Source organism: Bartonella sp. AP7XZML (assembly GCF_042195745.1).
Taxonomy (GTDB): Bacteria; Pseudomonadota; Alphaproteobacteria; order Rhizobiales; family Rhizobiaceae; genus Bartonella.
The window spans coordinates 19,577-36,862 of sequence record NZ_JBHIOT010000001.1 but is presented as its reverse complement, the minus strand read 5'-3'; the positions used below and the strand labels follow the sequence as shown (position 1 = coordinate 36,862).

The 17,286-nt window shown below is 38.1% G+C and carries 11 protein-coding genes and 1 pseudogene; 5 read left to right on the top strand and 7 right to left on the bottom strand.

Annotated elements, in window-relative coordinates:
* Positions 1–287 precede the first annotated feature (287 nt).
* From ACFILT_RS00145 to ACFILT_RS00135, 3 genes are all read left to right on the top strand, one after another.
* Positions 288–680, top strand: coding sequence for a Fur family transcriptional regulator (locus tag ACFILT_RS00145; protein WP_375629863.1), 393 nt, complete (start codon positions 288–290; stop codon positions 678–680).
* Between the two features lie 173 nt (positions 681–853).
* The gene (locus ACFILT_RS00140; RefSeq protein WP_375679403.1) at positions 854–1,948 is read left to right on the top strand and encodes an HlyD family secretion protein; all 1,095 of its coding nucleotides are present in this window, start codon (positions 854–856) and stop codon (positions 1,946–1,948) included.
* Between the two features lie 24 nt (positions 1,949–1,972).
* Complete coding sequence (locus ACFILT_RS00135) at positions 1,973–3,544, top strand: DHA2 family efflux MFS transporter permease subunit (RefSeq protein ID WP_375679402.1); 1,572 nt, start codon at positions 1,973–1,975, stop codon at positions 3,542–3,544.
* Between the two features lie 1,054 nt (positions 3,545–4,598).
* On the opposite strand, the gene ACFILT_RS00130 is transcribed toward ACFILT_RS00135, so the two are convergent.
* The 3 genes from ACFILT_RS00130 to ACFILT_RS00120 form a co-directional block, all read right to left on the bottom strand.
* Positions 4,599–5,183, bottom strand: coding sequence for a GNAT family N-acetyltransferase (locus tag ACFILT_RS00130; RefSeq protein WP_375629872.1), 585 nt, complete (start codon positions 5,181–5,183; stop codon positions 4,599–4,601).
* A gap of 75 nt (positions 5,184–5,258) precedes the next feature.
* Positions 5,259–6,392 (bottom strand): type III PLP-dependent enzyme, encoded by a 1,134-nt coding sequence (locus tag ACFILT_RS00125; protein WP_375679401.1) that lies wholly within the window; start codon positions 6,390–6,392, stop codon positions 5,259–5,261.
* Positions 6,393–8,061: 1,669 nt separating this feature from the next.
* Positions 8,062–8,979 carry a rhodanese-related sulfurtransferase gene (locus ACFILT_RS00120; RefSeq protein WP_375678935.1) on the bottom strand — a complete coding sequence of 306 codons (918 nt, stop codon included), beginning with the start codon at positions 8,977–8,979 and terminating at the stop codon, positions 8,062–8,064.
* A gap of 115 nt (positions 8,980–9,094) precedes the next feature.
* Between ACFILT_RS00120 and eda the strand changes: the two genes are divergently transcribed.
* On the top strand, positions 9,095–9,760 hold the full coding sequence (eda, locus tag ACFILT_RS00115; RefSeq protein WP_375678934.1) for a bifunctional 4-hydroxy-2-oxoglutarate aldolase/2-dehydro-3-deoxy-phosphogluconate aldolase: 666 nt from the start codon (positions 9,095–9,097) through the stop codon (positions 9,758–9,760).
* Here eda and ACFILT_RS00110 read toward each other — a convergent pair.
* Positions 9,739–10,173 (bottom strand): annotated as a pseudogene (locus ACFILT_RS00110) (ferredoxin--NADP reductase); the annotation flags it as partial. The gene eda and the pseudogene ACFILT_RS00110 sit on opposite strands and share 22 nt — an antisense overlap.
* A 34-nt stretch (positions 10,174–10,207) precedes the next feature.
* Positions 10,208–11,035 (bottom strand): ferredoxin--NADP reductase, encoded by an 828-nt coding sequence (locus ACFILT_RS00105; protein WP_375678933.1) that lies wholly within the window; start codon positions 11,033–11,035, stop codon positions 10,208–10,210.
* A gap of 808 nt (positions 11,036–11,843) precedes the next feature.
* Here ACFILT_RS00105 and alr point away from each other — a divergent pair.
* Entirely contained in the window at positions 11,844–12,959 is a 1,116-nt protein-coding gene (gene alr / locus ACFILT_RS00100; protein WP_375612295.1) for an alanine racemase, read from the top strand.
* A 629-nt stretch (positions 12,960–13,588) separates the two neighbouring features.
* Here alr and ACFILT_RS00095 read toward each other — a convergent pair.
* Positions 13,589–13,765 (bottom strand): hypothetical protein, encoded by a 177-nt coding sequence (locus ACFILT_RS00095; RefSeq protein WP_375641040.1) that lies wholly within the window; start codon positions 13,763–13,765, stop codon positions 13,589–13,591.
* 720 nt (positions 13,766–14,485) lie between these two features.
* The gene (gene gcvP, locus ACFILT_RS00090) at positions 14,486–17,281 is read right to left on the bottom strand and encodes an aminomethyl-transferring glycine dehydrogenase (RefSeq protein WP_375678939.1); all 2,796 of its coding nucleotides are present in this window, start codon (positions 17,279–17,281) and stop codon (positions 14,486–14,488) included.
* Between the last annotated feature and the right edge of the window lie 5 nt (positions 17,282–17,286).

The window sequence follows — 17,286 nt, the reverse complement described above, 5'->3', positions numbered from 1 at the left end:
TATTTTTTTTTAAATAAAATAACCCAAACTTTACCAATAAAATATTGAACAAAAAATCCTATTTCAAGACATTATTGGAAAAATAAGAAGCGTATAAAAGTTTCATGCCCGATAGCGGCGGCTTTCAGATTATAATACCCCTCCCCCTCACAACGATTGTAACTTTTCTTACATATCGCAAGGATGTCATGTAAAAGGCTAAAGATAGAGTACATATTATATAATCACCATTGCATAAATATCTTACACGCTTTATGCTTTTCCATGGGAGCAAAAGGAAGATGTCAATGTCATCTAAACTGACGCGTAACCAAACATTGGTTTTAAATACTTTAAAAAATGCAAAAGGGCCTTTAAGTGCTTATGCGATTCTCAATCACTTACGCGAAGAAGGTTTTCGCGCACCTCTCCAAGTTTATCGTGCGTTAGAAAAACTCGTACAGTTAAAGTGTATTCATCGTCTTGAAAGTGTAAATGCCTTTATGGTCTGTTTACACCCCGAAAACTGTCAACATGAACTTACAACGTTTATAATTTGCGAAAACTGTGGCACAGTCAACGAAATACAAGATCAAACGATTGTATCAAGTTTAAAACAGATGGTTCAAGCTGTTGACTTCCAAGCACATAAAAGCACCCTAGAAGTACGAGGTCTTTGTAAAAAATGCGCAATAAAATAAGACCGCTAACTTGAAAACAAGATCTCTAACTTGCAAGTTTATATATTTAGCATTATGTACCAGGGATCGCCTTATTGTTTGAAAAGCTCTTATCGTCCGTGCATGTATATCACCCGATCTTAGTGATGGGTTTATTATATTCATTGGAACATAAATATTGAAAGTATAAAATCATGTCCGTAGCTGAGACAATTTTTTCAACCAAAAATTTCAATAAAACGCAACAAAAGAAAGTAATCAAGGCTCTTCTTATTGTCTTTGCACTTTTTGTGCTTTGGTTTAGCTACAAATGGATAACGCAATGGCGTTATATGCTATCCACTGAAGATGCCTATGTGCAAGGAGATATAGCCGCTATTGCGACTAAATTAAATGGATATATTGAAAAAATTGCCATTAAAGCCAACCAAGTTGTAAAAAAGGACGACATTTTATTTTACTTAGACAATGGTGATTATCAAATAGCCTTGGATCAAACAGAAGCGCATCTTGACACACAGAAAAAAACACTTCTACGCATTGATGCACAAATCACAGCCGCTCATAGTGCTTTAGATGATGCAAAAGCGCAAAAAGCAGCCGCTTCAGCCATAGCAACCAATGCACAACTCACCTTAAAACGTGTAACAGAACTGAAAGCCAATCGTTATGCTCCTCAATCTAATGTTGATGATGCCAAATCAGCTTATGAACAAGCTATCGCAAATGTTAACCGTGCAGATGCACAAATCGCTGCAGCACGCGCCAATATTCGAGTACTAGAAGCACAACGAAGTGAAACAGAAAGCCAAACAAAGAGTTTAGAGCTCACACGTGAAAAAGCACAACGTGATCTTGATTCAACTATTATACGCGCGCCATTTGATGGAATCATAGGAAATTTAACAGCAAAAACGGGAGATTTTGTTGTAAATGGCCAACGTCTTGCAGCGTTAGTCCCCATCAATGCACTTTATATTGAAGCAAACTATAAAGAAACACAGTTGCAAAATATTCATGCGGGACAAAAGGCTTATATTTCTGTTGATGCCTTCAAAAAGGAGGTCTTTACAGGAACAGTGCTTTCTATTTCACCCGCAACAGGTGCTGTTTTTTCTCTTCTTCCTCCACAAAACGCTACCGGTAACTTTACAAAGATTGTCCAACGCATTCCCGTACGTATTTCTATTCCAGAAGAAGTCTTAAAGACCGGACATATCCGAGCAGGAATGAGTGTTTCAGTAGAAGTTGATACACGTACAAAACCACAAGATAAAAGTCTCTTATAATAACAAGCAAATGACCTCATTATTATGACATCTTCAATACCAAAGCCCATACAGTCTCAAGAGCGCATAGAAATCCGTAACATTGTGATTTTCATAGTTATGGCCTTTGGCATGTTCATGGCGATTTTGGATATACAAATCGTTGCCTCCTCTTTAGCCGAAGTTCAAGCTGGTCTTTCTGCAAGCTCTGAAGAAATTTCATGGGTTCAAACCTCCTATCTCATCGCTGAAGTCATCATGTTGCCCCTTTCTGGATTCTTAGGAAGATTGCTTTCAACACGTGTTTTCTTCACCATATCAGCGATCGGGTTTACGATTACTTCTGTTCTTTGTGCAACAGCAACATCTATTGGAGAGATGATTATCTACCGTGCATTGCAAGGTTTTATTGGTGGAGGAATTATCCCAAGCGTTTTTGTCGCCTCTTATGTTCTTTTTCCTCCTTCTAAACGCCCAATTGTTACCCCTATTGTTGGACTAGTCGCAACATTAGCCCCCACTATTGGTCCAACGGTCGGAGGTTATCTTTGTCATATCTTATCATGGCACTGGCTTTTTCTCATTAATGTGCCTTTTGGGATTATCATTTCAATTCTCGCTTGGAAATTGATTGATTTTGATAAAGCAAATCCATCTCTCATGGCTAAATTTGACTGGTTGGGGCTCATTTCTATGGCTGTTTTTCTAGGAACTTTAGAGTATGTACTAGAAGAAGGCGCACGTCATGATTGGCTGAATGATAGGCTGGTTCGGAATTTATTTATTATCATGATTCTTGCTGCCGCCTTGTTCTTCTGGCGTGCTTTTACAGCAAAAGAACCCATTGTAGATCTCTCTACTTTTTCTAATTTTAATTTTTCAGCTGCATCCATTTTTTCCTTTTCACTGGGGATAGGTCTTTATGGACTCACGTACCTTTATCCTGTCTATTTGAGCCAAATTCGCCATTATGATGCCCTTATGATTGGAGAAACATTGTTTCTTTCAGGATTCGTCATGTTATTAACGGCTCCCCTTGCAGGATTCCTTTCAGCACGAATGGATGCACGTTTAATGATGGCAATAGGACTTTTTGGTTTTGCAATAGGCACTTGGATGGCAAGCGCTATCACAGATAAGTGGGATTTTTGGCAGCTTTTTTGGCCGCAAGTTTTCCGTGGTGCTTCTGTAATGTTATGTATGGTTCCTATTAATAATATTGCATTGGGAACACTCCCACCAGAACGAATGCAAAATGCTTCTGGACTCTTTAATCTCACACGGAATCTAGGTGGTGCTGTGGGACTTGCCATTATCAGCACGCTCATGACAAAACGCACGGACTTCCATTATGAACGAATAGCCGAAACCCTTAACCACGCAAACAGACAAGCAACTGAAATGCTTTCAAAGCTTATTTTATTATTCAAAACAGAAACCTTTGATTCCTATACCCTGGCTCTTTCTCAATTGTTTAATATGGTACGCATACAAGCAATGATTATGGCTTTTAGTGATATTTTCTTTATCATAACCATCATCTTTGGTGTTTTGACATTTATGACCATGTTTCTCAAAAAAATACCACCTCTCATGGATTCACCACCAAATCACTAAGCTTAATTACAATTGAGAAATATTTTTTATCCTTATCACTTTCCTCGCTTCCTATGCACTTTATCTTTTCTCAAGAGACAGTATAAATAAATATGTGATTCTAAATGATTATTCTGATAAAAATTCTTTTCAATGCGGGCTCTTTACGCACTTTTACAATAATTTCTCGCATACAAAAATTGTTTTAGATGATCGGTAAACAAAGATCTTACCTAACGTGCTCCACACTATAAAGATAAAGCAGCTATTTCTATAAGATTTTTGATTTATCACCATAGGGCACAAACGATTAAAAGATTCTTTGCCCTTTACTCTTTTAAGTCTTACAAGAATATTCATAAAAGATTTATGATTCTTGTGATTTTTATTCACACACCTATTTCCCTTATAATGTGTAGAGCAACGTTTTTTGATTCTGAATGCAAAATTTTACATGAAAAAATCATTTTGTATTTGATCCTCTCATGCCAATTGCAAAACGATTTACCTTTATAGCAAAAAAGTAATGATATATTTTTTTCAAAAAAGCTGCTTTTAAACATGTAATTTTATTTTTTTACACTCTTTAAAAAAAGCTGATACTTACAATTTTGATTCTACTGCTGCAGTTTTTTCTTTTTCAACAAGCGCTAAAATTGTATAAAATTTCTCAAAATATCTCTCTATTGAATCAATCAAAACCATTCCCTTGCACATAAAAAGCAAAGAAACAAAAACTGTTTAAGAAAAAAGTAAAATATCCAACCGTTTCGATGCAAGATCTACCAACGATATTAAAAACTGGAAAATGTATGATGATACTGGCTTTAAAAGAATACAAAACCACTCAAAAATCCGGTTCCTTTAATATTATAAAATAGGACGCTATTTCAAAAAATGAGCTTAAAATATATTCTTACTCACTTAACTGAAATTATCAAAAATAAGAAACCAGCCATATAATAAAATCGCAATACAACTCCCCAAAAACTTTGTGCCGCTAAATACTTTGGCTCTAGCCAAAACAGTATGCTCTCCTCAATGCCAGCTGTTAAAAAACAAATAAACACTATCTTCAAGCCACTTTATGATGCTGAAAACGATTTGAAACTTCTCGTTCTCCACTAGGAACCAAAGTGCCATAACACCCAGAAAGATAATGTGGTATCAGTTCCAACGCTTGAAAGCGATGCTTTTCGTAAGGACCAGGCATTGCCAAATTTTCTGTTAAACTATTTGAAAAGCCAAAACGTTGATAAAATTCAAAATCCCCTACCAGCAAAATGGCGCCATATCCCAATTTTTTTGCCGTTTCAATTGCATGGCGGACTAAAATTGATCCTATTCCCATACCAGCACATTCAGATGCAACAGCCAAGGGGCCCAAAAGTAAAGCATGTTGTGTTTTATTTTTTCTTTTAGAAAAAGAAACATGCCAAAGACGGACACTTCCCACAAGCTCTCCAAGCGCATTTTTAACCACAAAAGAAAGCCCTTGAGCAGCTAACCGTCCACGACGTAAAGCCTCTGATGATTTACGTTTACGTCCACACCCCATCGTTGAATCAAGCAAAATTTCTCGATAAGGCTTATCGGTTTCTTGCTCCAATAAAAGTGTAAAACATGCCCCATCTTTTGTTTGAAAGTTCATCATGTTCATCTCAATGACCGCCCTCTTATAGCGCCATGACGAGCATAGCAAAAAGTCTAAAAAAACTATAGTTAAAAGGAAACCTCAGATTACATATGATCGTAAAGGCTCAAAACCATTAAAAGCAACCGATGCGTAAGTTGTTGTGTAAGCACCCGTTCCATGAATCAATATTTCATCTCCTATCGTTAGGGATAGAGGAAGCGGATAAGGTGTTTTTTCATAGAGAACATCTGCCGAATCGCATGTTGGTCCAGCCAAAATACAAGGCTCCATTACCTTATCATCATGAGGTGTCTCAATAGGATAACGAATGGCTTCATCCATAGTCTCAGCAAGACCATTAAATTTTCCAATATCAAGATAAACCCATCGTACATTATCATTATCAGCTTTTTTAGATATTAGAACAACTTCTGTACGAATAACACCAGCATTGCCAACCATCGCACGTCCTGGCTCAATAATCGTCTCAGGGATACGATTACCAAAATGCTTTTTCAATGAATCAAAAACTGCTGTACCATAAGCTTGTTCTGTAGGGACATCTTTCAAATAACGCGTTGGAAAACCGCCGCCCATATTCACCAACCTTAGTGAAATGCCTTCTTGTTCCAAGCGCTTAAAAACTGTAGAAGCATCTGATAAAGCACGATCCCACGCACTCAAATCAACCTGCTGAGATCCAACATGAAAAGAAACACCATAGGCTTGCAAACCCAATTGGTGTGCCCGTCTTAGAACATCAACCGCCATTTCTGGAACACAACCAAATTTGCGTGACAATGGCCACTCTGCACCTTTGCCATCGGTAAGAACACGGCAAAAAACACGCACTCCTGGAGCAACACGCGCAATTTTTTCCACTTCTTCAACACAATCAACGGCATAAAGTGAAACTCCCAATGCATATGCTCGTGCAATATCACGCTCTTTTTTAATCGTATTTCCAAAAGAAATACGCTCTGGCGTTGCACCTGCTTTTAAAGCCATTTCAATTTCTGCAACAGAAGCCGCATCAAAAGAAGATCCTAAAGAACTCAGCAAACGCAAGATTTCAGGAGCTGGATTTGCCTTTATTGCGTAAAAAATACGAGACTGCGGCAGAGCTTTTTCAAAATTTAAATAGTTGTCACGAACAACATCAAGGTCAACAATTAAGCATGGACCTTCAGAACGATGTGTTGCAAGAAAATCGCGAATACGTTGCGTTGCCATCTGCAATTCTCCTTGAGGGAACGCTCCCCCACTCTATGCTTAGACAGCCAAAGCTGCCAAAAGCTAAAGGACAAAAAACACACAACAACCATCCCCATTCTGATTACAAAAAACCAGAAATTAGCATTGCATGCTGCGAAAGAACAGCGCGAAACCGCGTTATTCTATTTTATATGCCTTTTTGATTGGAGTTGAGAAAACCACTTCCGCACTGAAGGCAATGAGGTGTGCCTCTATAGTTATCCCAGCATTTAAAAGCTGGAAGACACCAGAAAGGCCCGCACCGTCGTTGCTTCAAGATGTCCTCATTCTTGCAATTGGCTGTAAGAATGACTGGAGCGGTTAGTTCCAGGTACCGTACCGGTTAATCTCACCATTTGAGAACCAGCGGACACCCACAGGCACGTGCGACTTTGGGCAAGGCATCCTATAAAACGAATTCTTTCTCATTTCAATCATTTTTTTAATTTTAAACATTTTTTAATTCTTAAAGATAAAATGATGCGAAAAAACAACACTCTCCCCCAGACAAAGCCATCCATCCGCTTTCATGAGATCACACCCTTACATTATCCGTACAACATAAATCACTGTCTTGCGTTTAAAGCCCCTCGTTTCTTTACCCTATTCTATCTCCTAATATCTGCAGCAGAAAATAACGCAAATAAATTACTCAAAACATTAATTTATAATGATAATTTATTATTGTACCCTTAAACAAAAATCCCATTATAAAATCCTCTTATTTCAACCCTCTTACAATGAATCAATTAAAATCATTCTTTTGCGCATCACAAATAAAAAACAATTGAAAAAAGGAGTACCTCTTATATATCCTCTCAAATGCAAAGATGACCAACATTGAAGACTGAGGATAGTAACGACTGAAGCACCATAGTCTTTAAAGATAACGTGTCCTTCCCCCAACAAAACACCATTATCTTTCTCATTTACATCCTAAAAAACATCCCTGCTTCCACATTCATTTCACAGCATCGCTTAAGCAAAATATCATGAAGAATTCCCCGTATAATATAGCTTGTATGATATAGATCAACTACATCTCACCCTCTTTATACTTATGAAATTAAAAACAAACGCTCCCATTCTATCTGCCAACTCCCAATATTGCAGAAACTCCTACATTGAAATGTTTCATAACACCTTATCTAAAATGATTTTTGTCCACACGTTACTCCCATTTGCAACGTACAAGTGAATGAATTTTACGCGATTCGTTCTCATCTAATCTGAAAGCAACAAAGTTCACAATATTGAACTCTTTTATTCAAATGAATAATAAATTAATGTATTATATTAAATTCTGAAATCATAAACTCCTATTATCATTTTATTTTTCCACCTAGCATCTGCTTTTTAATCACATCTTATTCATACGCTTTTCTCTTAAACTATAATCTCCCTCCTCTGCGCTGTTGGTGAACGGCTTTTCTATTTTAAAATGAAAAGTATTTGAAATACTCAATCCTATAAAGTCAAAGAAAGTAAACAATCTATAATGACTATTTATAAGTCAAATAATTTAACATAAACAAAAAGACCGAATAATATCCGGTCTTATAAAATATTTTTCTACCAATATTAAAAAACTCTTCTCTTAAATTTAAGAGAAAAACGCTACAACTTAAAACTCTACACTGCGATATCCTTATGTCCCTTGATGAGAATCAATTGCACGCAACTTCAACAATTGAAATTGCCTATGGCGCTCACGAAAGCGCTCTCTATCGGCTTCACTACGCGTGTTATAACAAGCATCACAGGAAACACCTTCCTCATAATGAGGCGATAATTTGCTTTCAGCATTAAGAGGAGAACGACACGCGCGACATAATTCGCGTCCACATTCTTCAAGACCATGTTGAACAGAAACACGCTCATCAAAAACAAAACACTCACCCCACCATAAACTTTTCTCTTTTGGAATTTTTTCTAAATATTTTAGAATACCTCCTTTTAGATGGTAGACTTGCTCATAACCAAGATCACGAACATAAGCTGTTGATTTTTCACACCGAATACCACCTGTACAAAACATGGCAATTTTCTTTTTTTTCTTTAACTCAGCCTCATGTTTACGCACCCATTCAGGAAATTCGCGAAATGTTTTAATCTGCGGATCAATCGCTCCTTGAAAACTCCCTATTGCATATTCATAATCATTACGCGTATCGATTAAAATTGTCTCTTCATCTTGAATAAGAGCATTCCAATCTTCAGGATCCACATACGTACCAACAACTTTTAGCGGATCAACCCCTTCAACCCCCATTGTCACAATCTCTTTTTTCAACCGCACTTTCATGCGATGAAAAGGCATTTTTGATGCCCATGAATATTTAATCTCCGGCGTTTGAAACGCTGACTCAGCCATAATAAAGTCCACCAATGCCTCAATTGCCGCACAAGAACCAGCAACTGTTCCATTAATTCCCTCTTGTGCTAAAAGCAGAGTGCCTTTGATATCCTTTGCTTGACATAAATCCTGCAAAGGTTTTTGTAATTGATGATAATGCTTCAAATCTGCAAAGCAATAAAGTGCAGCAACTTTAAAATTCTTTTCCATGTGTTTTGCCATAACGCGCGTTTCATTCAATTTCAAGATTTATTCATGTACTCTTTAACATATTGTGCTTAATCAAACGATACAAATAATATCATCTCCAAGAAGAAAAAATATCATGTGCCAAAAAAGAGAAAAGCTTTTATTATATCTCCAAGGACAAACTGTCATACCTGTTTTACTCATTGACAATCTACAAAGTGCTGTACCTTTAACACGCGCTCTTGTCAAAGGTGGATTAAAAACAATTGAGATCACCTTGCGAACACCAAATGCCCTCAAAGCAATTCAGAAAATTACACAAGAAGTCCCTGAAGCAATTGTTGGAGCCGGCACAATTCTCAACACAACACATTACGAAAAAGCCGAACAAGCTGGAGCCAAGTTTATTGTAAGCCCCGGATTATCTAATGAACTAATCAATTGTGCAAAAAATAGTGAAATTCCCCTTCTTCCCGGTGCAATGACCCCAAGTGAACTCATGCAAGCATTAAACAAAGGCTATTCATATCTTAAATTTTTCCCTGCTGAAGCTGCTGGAGGTATTTCCTTCATCGAAGCTTTAGCATCTCCCTTCTCTGATATCTGGTTTTGCCCAACAGGCGGTATTACACAAAAAAGTGCACCACAATGGCTCCAACTGCCCAATGTCTTCTGCGTTGGAGGTTCTTGGATAGCGCCCCAAAAACTCATTGCAATAAGTGATTGGGATTCGATTACTGCATTAGCATATACCGCATCACAACTTCCCTCTCCCTCGAAAAAAGCTCTTTCTACAATATAATGTAATGTGCAAGAATATCAGTCCCTTCAACAAGACCAAAGCTTTCACACATCCTTGCGCAATCTTTTAACACTGCCATAAAACCATAAATCATCACCCGATCTTCATCAGGATGAATTTTGGGAGAGCTATTGTTTCAAAGCCGCTTGTTTCAAAAAAGCACCCACTCTCCATAACAGTCGTAATACACCCTATATGCTCAGAAAGCTCACAAGTAGTCATAGGATAAAATTTCAGCTGTTGTGCATATGCCCCACAATGAGTGGATCTTGTTGCAAAGAGGAAACGAGATCTTTTACATAAATTAACTCATTCTTTTCGCGCGTTATTTTAATAAGAACAACTTCTGAAAATTTTTCATAAATGTCAGGCTCACAAATAAAGCTTACAAAAAGAAAAAACCCCGTACCGGTTTGAAAGAAGATAAAGCATCAACTTTCCCACTCATTACTCCACAAAAGCGCGCTCTACAACATAAGTAGCAGGAGCATTATTGGCCCCTTCAACAAGACCAAAGCTTTCACACATCCTTGCGCAATCTTTTAACATAGCCATGGAACCACAAATCATCACCCGATCTTCATCAGGATGAATTTTAGGAAGGCCTGTTGTTTCAAAAAAGTCCCCACTTTCCATCATAGTTGTAATACGGCCCATATGCTCAGAAGCTTCACGAGTAGTCATAGGATAAAATCTCAACTGTTGTGCATACTCTCCAATGAGTAGATCTTGTTGCAAAGAGGAAACAAGATCTTTTGCATAAATTAACTCATTTTTTTCGCGCGTTGTTTGAATAAGGACAACTTCTGCAAATTTTTCATAAGTTTCAGGATCACGAATAAGGCTTGCAAAAGGAGCAATCCCCGTCCCAGTTGAAAGAAGATAAAGACGTTTTCCAGGAATAAGAGCATCAAGCACCAGCGTTCCTGTAGATTTTTTACGCATGAGAACTGTATCACCAATTTTAATTTTTTGGAGATGCTCGGTTAAAGGTCCCCCTGGAACTTTTATCGAAAAAAACTCAAGCTGTTCATCCCAAAAGGGACTTGCAATCGAATAAGCGCGATAAATCGGCTTTTCTGCATTTGGCAAACCGATCATAACAAACTCACCCGAACGAAAACGAAAACTTTCCGGACGATTCAGACGGAATTTAAATAACCGATCTGTATAGTGACAAACCTCTTGGACAGTAAGGGCGAACACATTCTCAGGAATCGGAAAATTTGCAACGCTGCTGATGCTTGACGGAACATTGGTAGCAGACGTATTCATACTCTTCCCCATATCTTTATTGAACGTTAAATTTCGAATCCTTGACGTGATATAGTACTTGCACAACCATCTGCCAACAATTTTCTCAACACAAAAGCCTCAAGGTTAACACTTTTATGTCAAAATTAAATAAATGAGTCTAGTGCACTCTATAAGCGATAAAATTGATTTCACTTAAAACCAATCAAAGACTAGAAAGTAAACACTGGATACCCAATCCATCTTGAAAACAAATAATATCCAAATCAACGAGTTTTCTAAATCAACAGTTTTAATGTATCAAAAAGTGTTTACACACTGTTTTCCATTCAATAAAAATAATTTTAAGTGCATGAGACGACATCCAAAATTGCACAGATGAGTGATCTTCCCCCTCATGGTAGAAAACTTGTAATGCATTGATTTAACGTGGTTAATTTAATCATTTTACCTTCTCTAAATAAGAAGCCAATGCAATATTTAATCACAACAATCACACCAGCAATAATAGTCTAACATTGCACTCTTCAAAATGATACAATACAATAAACTATGTTTATTTTTTTATATGCCTAAACGAGGAAAAATAAGTAAAAAAGTCTATGTTTTACAAATCATTAGAAGATACCATGTTGATAACAACACAAATAAAACTAAAGTATCTCTTATATCCAGAGTACCATTTTACATAAAAAACGACTTTAATGGCAGCATAGGCTTCTTAATGGTTTTGACCATAGCAAATAGTGTTTTTCCCCTATATCGTAAAGAACCTCAATGAAACAACAAAAAAAACTCCGTATTTCACGAACACAGATAAGCTTTTAAAATGAACAAATCCGTTAATGATGAAATAAATACATCACTCTATACAGCTGTAGCAACCATCGATGTCAGTGCCATTGTTGCCAATTATATTACTTTAGCCAAACGTGTAGCTCCAACACAATGTTCAGCAGTTGTAAAAGCAAATGCCTATGGATTAGGAGCTCACAAAATTGCTCCTGCCCTTTACCAAGCTGGTTGTCGCACTTTTTTTGTCGCCCAAATCAGAGAAGCACTCCAATTAAAAAGCATTTTACCATCAAATGTCACAATTGCCATTCTGAATGGACTTCCACACTTAGCAGAAGAGTTTGTCGCACAATCTGGTATTGTTCCTGTTCTAAACTCTTGGAATGCCATTGAAAATTGGCAAAAAATTTGTCAAAAAAAAGATAAAAAATTTCCAGCAATTGTTCAAATCGATACCCATATGAACCGATTAGGACTGGATCAAAAAGAATTACAAAAACTCATCAAACACCCTACAATTTTCGAAAAAGCAGAAATAAAATATATTCTTAGTCATCTTTCTAACGGAGAAGATGATACCCACCCATCAAATTATGCCCAATTGACTTCTTTCAAAACGATCCTTGCGCAATTGCCTGCTTGCAAAGTTTCCTTTGCCAATTCTGGAGGTATCTTTCTAGGATCAGATTTTTATTTTGATCTTGTTCGTCCAGGCATTGCACTTTACGGAGTTGATCCGCGGGGAAAACACCCATCACCTTTGAAACCTGTTTTAAAACTTGAAGCCCAAGTCATTCAAAGCCGCGTTGTTGATATAGGAGCACCTGTTGGTTATGCAGAAAGCTTTATAACCAACAGACCAAGCACTCTTGCAACCATTTCTATAGGCTACGCAGACGGCTGGCTCCGTACTCTTTCGAATAAAGGAACTGTTTATTTCAACGGGCACAAACTTCCCATGGTTGGGCGGGTTTCTATGGATTCCATTATTGTAGATACGACCGATCTTGAACAAAAACCTCAAACTGGTGACTGGGTAGAACTCATTGGTCCCCATCAAACACTTGAAAAAGTATCTATAGATGCCGATACCCTTCCCAATGAAATTCTAACATCTCTTGGCTCCCGCTATAAATACATTTACACATAAAAACTCTTTAAAAAAATAAATTGATAAAAATCATCATTTTAGAAAATTGAGGGGCTTTTACAAAAGATTTTACAACAATCAACCACATAGAATGGTCATAGATACCGTACATTCACAGAAATCTCAAAACAGACAAGTTGATGGACTGTTTTATGGAAGTAGCTTTCATCTAAAATACAAAAACTTAGCCTTTCCCCATAAATTAACAAAAAAGAATCTACTACAAAGTTTTTAAAATTAATTTCCCAATTAAAATCATTCGCTTGCATACCACAAGCTGGACTATGTGTAGATAAAAATGATTTAAGAAAAGAATAATTCCTCTTATGAACCATAGTGCCAAGAGCTATAACATTAGGCGCTGGCAAAGTGTATGATAGTGCCGGCTTACTCCGTTATGAAGCGTAAAGATTGGGGGATCAATCGATTTACCTTACACCATTCACAAGCGCCGTCACGAAATGGAATTAGGAGCGAAATATCTCTTTAAAACAAACATGTGAATTAACAACCCAAATATATTCTTTTTGGAGCGTTCTGTTTTACATGAGGATCATTCCCCCACTAAAAAACACAATAGATAAAAGTATGGAGCAATATGTAATCCCCATTATTAAAAAAATATTGCTTTAAATGCTTTTGAAAGCCGCAAAGCTGAATGAAGAGGAGATGACAAACTGAGGATTGATTTTCACCTTTACAGCTTTACATTTTCCAAAATGAGATTGTCTTCCAGTTTCAAAGGTTACGTCAACAGAAATACGCAATCCCCCGCCCTCATCAGACAGACAGCAGGAACTACTCATAAAGCTCTTTTTTTTTCAATCTCTGACTCAAAACATGTCGCTGCGTTAAGTTTGGATGTTGATTTACAGGTAACAGCGAAAGAACACGGGCTCTTAGGAAAACAGCGCCGTAAAGTCACAAACTGACTTGCAATGAAGTGGAAAGATGTGCCGGCTTTTTATAAGATACCTTGTAAAAAACAACCATAATACATTTGGCTTTGCGTTTGCTCATTCTGACAGGTGTTCTTACATATTTTTGCGTCATATTTATAAAAAGCAGATTAAAGAGAAATATTTAGACAATTCTTGACTCGAAAAGATGCAACAACAGAGTTTCGCGTGTCTTTATCATCAAAAACACTAAAATTGATTTTATTCTTCTACAACCAGTCGTCGTCACCTTAGTGAGAAGTAGTATGTCACAACACATGCAACAGACGGGATCCTATCCTCATAGGTTTTCACTCTCGTTTACATGAATTAGCTGGCTAGACCGATGCCGCCTAGTCACTAAAACCATGTCATACGGTAGAAGACAAAGGAGAGCATGCCTATTGCCGACAAAACACAGCTTTTTGTCGACTTTTTCGATTTTGCTCATGTTATAAAAAACAATGCAAAATTCTAGAAAATAGACAAATAATTCCATAGTAACAGGATCAACAAGTACAAAACCCACACAAAATGTGTGGGCTTTTTTGTTTATGCAAATAAACAAATTAAATACATATTTGTTATTTAATAGGTATTTCCCAATGGCGGACACGAACAAATGAGCATTCTGTCTCCCGCAACATTATCAATACGCGATACAGGAGGCCAATATTTATTGGCTGGATCAAGAGAACTGTTGGGAAAAGCAGCTTCTTGTCGCGAATAGGGTCGTACCCAAGCATCATCTAAAGTATCAGCCACTGTATGAGGGGCATTCACCAATGGATTATTGTCTTTTGGCCAAACCCCATTCCCAACTTTTTTCGCTTCTTCAGCAATAGAGAGTAAAGCATCACAAAAACGATCAATCTCTGCTTTTGGTTCTGATTCCGTTGGCTCAATCATTAAAGTTCCCGGAACAGGGAACGACATCGTAGGCGCATGGAATCCATAATCAATGAGACGTTTTGCAATATCATCAACACTCACCCCATACTGCTCTTTCAACACGCGTGTATCCACAATACATTCGTGCGCAACACGTCCATGCTTGCCCCGATAAAGAATGGAATAAGCAGCTGAAAGACGTGCAGCAATATAATTGGCATTTAAAATGGCTATTTGTGTTGCATATTTTAAGCCATCAGCCCCCATCATTCGAATATACATCCATGTAATTGCAAGAATAGACGCACTTCCATAAGGAGCAGCAGAAACCGCATGTGTTGTCCCATCCTGTTCATGACCTGGTAAGAATGGTTTGAGATGCACTGCAACTCCAATTGGTCCCATACCAGGACCACCACCACCATGAGGAATAGCAAATGTTTTATGAAGATTCATATGACAAACATCAGCGCCAATATCCGCAGGACGAGCAAGACCCACAAGGGCATTGAGATTAGCACCATCAAAATAAACTTGTCCGCCATTTTCATGAATAATAGAACAAATTTCCTTAATACTTTCCTCATAAACACCATGGGTTGAAGGATAAGTAATCATGAGAGCGGCCAATTTATCTTTATGCAATTGCGCTTTCATTTTGAGATCATCTACATCAACATCACCATCGCTTAAACATTTTACCACAACGACTTCCATCCCTGCCATATGGGCCGAGGCTGGATTGGTACCATGCGCAGATGCAGGAATAAGACAAACTGTACGTTGATGTTCTCCCCGTGATTGGTAATATCGTCGGATAGCCAAAAGACCAGCATATTCACCTTGAGCACCAGAATTTGGCTGAAAAGAAACTTGCGCAAATCCTGTAATTTCACACAACCACGCATTTAACTGGTTGATCATCTCCAAATAACCCGCTGCATCCTCTTGTGAAACAAAGGGGTGTATATTGGCCATGCTAGCCCAACTTACAGGCATCAATTCAGCAGCTGCATTAAGCTTCATTGTACAAGAACCAAGAGGGATCATAGCGCGATCCAGCGCCAAATCCTTATCCGCTAAACGACGCAAAAAGCGCATCATATCTGTCTCTGAATGAACCGCATGAAAAAAAGGCTGAGAAAGAAAAGCAGCATCCCGTTTTTTTCCAAAGAGTCGTGGAGAAACCTGATCGCCTAATTTTGCCCCAAAAAGCTGCGCTAAAGCACCAGCATCTTCTTCTGTCGATAATTCATCAAAATTGATTGCAATAGTGTCATCATCGAGAACACGAATAAGGCGCCCACCTATTTTGGCTTGATGCGCAATCTCTCGCGCTTTTCCCTTAACAGAAATACTCACACAATCAAAAAAGCTTTTCCCTTCAACATGAACCCCTGCGGCTTCTAAACCAGCAACAAAACGACATGTTAAATGATGAATTCGCTGCGCAATTTCTTGTAAGCCTTTTGGCCCATGCCAAACAGCATAAGCGGTTGCCATATTAGCCAACAAAGCCTGCGCTGTACAAATATTTGACGTCGCTTTATCGCGCCGAATATGTTGTTCACGTGTTTGCAAAGCTAAACGAAAACCAACGCGTCCTTTGGTATCCACGGATTGACCAACAATACGCCCTGGAATAAGACGCGTTAACGCATCACTCACGGCAAGGTAACCAGCATGTGGACCACCAAATCCCATCGGAACGCCATAACGCTGCATAGAGCCAACAACGATATCTGCCCCCCATTGAGAAGGTGGCTCCTGAAGGGTAAGCGCTAAAGGATCAGCCACAACGATAACGAAAGCTCCCTTTTCCTTTGCCTCTTTTATGATCTCACTGTAATCATGAAAAGAGCCTTTTGTATCTGGCCAAGACAAAACAATTGCCGCTGTATCAGAATCAATTTCGCCATTTTGGCTAATCTGAATCCCTTGTGTTTCAGCACGCGTTTGCGCAACACTCAAAATCTGAGGATGTAAAAGACTCTGAAGAGAAATTTTTGTTTTTTTCTCACGGAAAAAGCGAAAAGCAAGGGCATTGGCTTCAGCTAAAGCAGTTGCTTCATCAAGAAGGGAAGCAGCAGAAACAGGCAAACCTGTTAGTTCACTAACCAATGTCTGAAAATAAAATAAAAGCTCTAAACGACCTTGGCTAATTTCTGCTTGATAAGGCGTATAAGCAGTATACCAAGCAGGGTTTTCAAACAGATTTCGTAAAATAACCGGAGGCACATAAGTTCCATGATATCCTTGCCCAATAAAACTTTTGTGCACATGGTTACGCTCCATCATCTTGGAGAGTTCTTCCAAGGCTTGTCCTTCACTAGCAGCCTCTGGAAGATTCAATGAACGTCCCAAATGGATAGAGTGTGGAACAGCTTGAGAAATGAGTGTATCAACACAATCAAGCTCTAAAACATCAAGCATTTTTTGTGTTTCATCAGGACGCAGCCCAATATGTCGAGAAGAAAAAGAACGCTCGATCATGGTAC

Excerpts from the sequence above, each read along its gene's own strand:
- gcvP (WP_375678939.1), bottom strand. The coding sequence starts at position 17,281 with ATGATCGAGCGTTCTTTTTCTTCTCGACATATTGGGCTGCGTCCTGAT.
- ACFILT_RS00145 (WP_375629863.1), top strand. The coding sequence starts at position 288 with ATGTCATCTAAACTGACGCGTAACCAAACATTGGTTTTAAATACTTTA.
- ACFILT_RS00130 (WP_375629872.1), bottom strand. The coding sequence starts at position 5,183 with ATGAACATGATGAACTTTCAAACAAAAGATGGGGCATGTTTTACACTT.
- alr (WP_375612295.1), top strand. The coding sequence starts at position 11,844 with ATGAACAAATCCGTTAATGATGAAATAAATACATCACTCTATACAGCT.
- ACFILT_RS00140 (WP_375679403.1), top strand. The coding sequence starts at position 854 with ATGTCCGTAGCTGAGACAATTTTTTCAACCAAAAATTTCAATAAAACG.
- ACFILT_RS00125 (WP_375679401.1), bottom strand. The coding sequence starts at position 6,392 with ATGGCAACGCAACGTATTCGCGATTTTCTTGCAACACATCGTTCTGAA.
- ACFILT_RS00120 (WP_375678935.1), bottom strand. The coding sequence starts at position 8,979 with ATGGAAAAGAATTTTAAAGTTGCTGCACTTTATTGCTTTGCAGATTTG.
- ACFILT_RS00105 (WP_375678933.1), bottom strand. The coding sequence starts at position 11,035 with ATGAATACGTCTGCTACCAATGTTCCGTCAAGCATCAGCAGCGTTGCA.
- ACFILT_RS00135 (WP_375679402.1), top strand. The coding sequence starts at position 1,973 with ATGACATCTTCAATACCAAAGCCCATACAGTCTCAAGAGCGCATAGAA.
- eda (WP_375678934.1), top strand. The coding sequence starts at position 9,095 with ATGTGCCAAAAAAGAGAAAAGCTTTTATTATATCTCCAAGGACAAACT.
- ACFILT_RS00095 (WP_375641040.1), bottom strand. The coding sequence starts at position 13,765 with ATGAGTAGTTCCTGCTGTCTGTCTGATGAGGGCGGGGGATTGCGTATT.